The sequence below is a fragment of the Microbacterium umsixpiens genome (genome assembly GCF_053543675.1).
This window is the reverse complement of record NZ_JBLVOH010000254.1, coordinates 13,110-14,818: the sequence shown is the minus strand read 5'-3', so window position 1 is coordinate 14,818 and position 1,709 is coordinate 13,110. Positions and strand designations below refer to the sequence as shown.

The window sequence follows — 1,709 nt, the reverse complement described above, 5'->3', positions numbered from 1 at the left end:
ACCGGCCAGATCAGGAGTGTCCCCCATGAGTGCTGAGCGCGTCGTCCTCGTCACCGGCGGCAATCGCGGCATCGGCCGCGCCATCGCAGAGCGCTTCGTGCGCGACGGGTACCGGGTCGCCGTCACCGCCCGCAGCGGCGAAGGACCGGAGGGCACGCTCACCGTCCGTGCGGACGTGACGGATGCCGCGGCTCTCGACGCCGCGTTCACCGAGGTGGAGCAGCAGCTCGGCCCGGTCGAGATCGTCGTCGCGAACGCCGGCATCACGAAGGACACGCTGCTCCTGCGCATGAGCGAGGACGACTTCGACAGCGTGGTCGCGACGAACCTCGGAGGCACCTTCCGTGTCGTCAAGCGCGCCTCTAAGGGCATGCTCCGCGCACGTTTCGGTCGCATCATCCTGATCTCGAGCGTCGTGGGGCTCTACGGTTCCGCGGGTCAGGTCAACTACTCCGCGTCGAAGAGCGCGCTCGTCGGGTTCGCCCGCTCGATCACCCGCGAACTCGGCGCGCGGGGGATCACCGCCAACGTCGTCGCCCCGGGCTTCATCGAGACCGACATGACGGCCGAGCTCCCGGAAGAGACGCAGAAGCAGTACAAGGCGAACATCCCGGCCGGACGATTCGCCACTCCCGACGAGGTCGCGGGCGTCGTGACCTGGCTCGCAGGCGACGATGCCGGCTACATATCTGGTGCGGTCATCCCCGTCGACGGTGGTCTCGGCATGGGGCACTGACCCTACGCCGTTCGATCAGCGCGAGATCGCTGCGGTGAGGAGTTCGCCGAGGCGATCCGGCACGGTGAACTGCGGCCAGTGGGCTGAGCCGATCCGGATGACCTCCGCATCCTCGATCGCGCGGTACTCCTCGCCGAATGGGCCCCACTGGTCGATCAGCCCCTCGAACGTCGCCTGGTCCAGATCGCCCATGAGAAGTGTGACGGGCACTCGATAGCGCGCGGGGTCGGTGAGGGCGATGCCGTCGGTCGGCACGCGTGCGGGGACGCTCGACGTGAGCGGCGCTGTGCGTGCGCGTGTGGCCTCGTCGAGGTCGTGCACGTCTTCATCCTCGAAGAAGTCCCAGCCGGGGAACGGAACGACCCCGTCGACGATCGGGAACTCGCTGATCCCGTTTCCGGGCGGAGGAGGGACGGTGTCGACGAAGATCACTCGGCTCACGCGGTCGGGGCGCGCATCGGCGACACCCCATGCGACGTTGCCACCTCCGCTGTGTCCGACGACCACGACATCGCCGTCGACCTCATCGACTGCGGCGACCGCGGCGTCGACCCAGTCCGCGATGCCGACATCGGAGGTGGCGGCCGCGGGTTCGCCGAGCCCTGGCATGGTGAGGGCGTGCACGCGGTGCCCTGCCCGTTCGAGAGCGGGGATCACGTCGTTCCAGCTCGCGGCGTCGAGCCAGAGCCCGGGGATGAGGATGATGTCCATGAGCCGACGCTAGCTGCGGCGACCGACATTCACCAGGTCTCGGCTACGGGAGCAGCGCGATGACCTCGGACAGATCCGGCGGTCCGATGACGAGGCTCGCGGCTTCGCGAACCGCGGGCTTCGCGTTGAAGGCGAGGCCGAGTCCGGCGACCGCCATCATCTGCAGGTCGTTCGCGCCGTCGCCGATCGCGATCGTCGCGTGCGACGGTACGCCGAGCTCGGCCGCCCATTCCTGGAGCGAGGTGGCCTTGACCGCGCCGTC

Annotated in this window: 3 protein-coding genes; 1 reads left to right on the top strand and 2 read right to left on the bottom strand. The window is 68.9% G+C overall.

Annotated elements, in window-relative coordinates:
* Positions 1-25 precede the first annotated feature (25 nt).
* Complete coding sequence (locus ACNPM4_RS20825; protein WP_029261772.1) at positions 26-736, top strand: beta-ketoacyl-ACP reductase; 711 nt, start codon at positions 26-28, stop codon at positions 734-736.
* 15 nt (positions 737-751) lie between these two features.
* Here ACNPM4_RS20825 and ACNPM4_RS20820 read toward each other — a convergent pair whose 3' ends face one another.
* Together ACNPM4_RS20820 and ACNPM4_RS20815 are read right to left on the bottom strand one after the other, a co-directional pair.
* Positions 752-1,447 (bottom strand): alpha/beta fold hydrolase, encoded by a 696-nt coding sequence (locus ACNPM4_RS20820; RefSeq protein WP_029261773.1) that lies wholly within the window; start codon positions 1,445-1,447, stop codon positions 752-754.
* A gap of 43 nt (positions 1,448-1,490) precedes the next feature.
* On the bottom strand, positions 1,491-1,709 hold a 219-nt coding region (locus ACNPM4_RS20815; RefSeq protein WP_448987033.1), incomplete at its 5' end, for an HAD hydrolase family protein.

Excerpts from the sequence above, each read along its gene's own strand:
- ACNPM4_RS20820 (WP_029261773.1), bottom strand. The coding sequence starts at position 1,447 with ATGGACATCATCCTCATCCCCGGGCTCTGGCTCGACGCCGCGAGCTGG.
- ACNPM4_RS20825 (WP_029261772.1), top strand. The coding sequence starts at position 26 with ATGAGTGCTGAGCGCGTCGTCCTCGTCACCGGCGGCAATCGCGGCATC.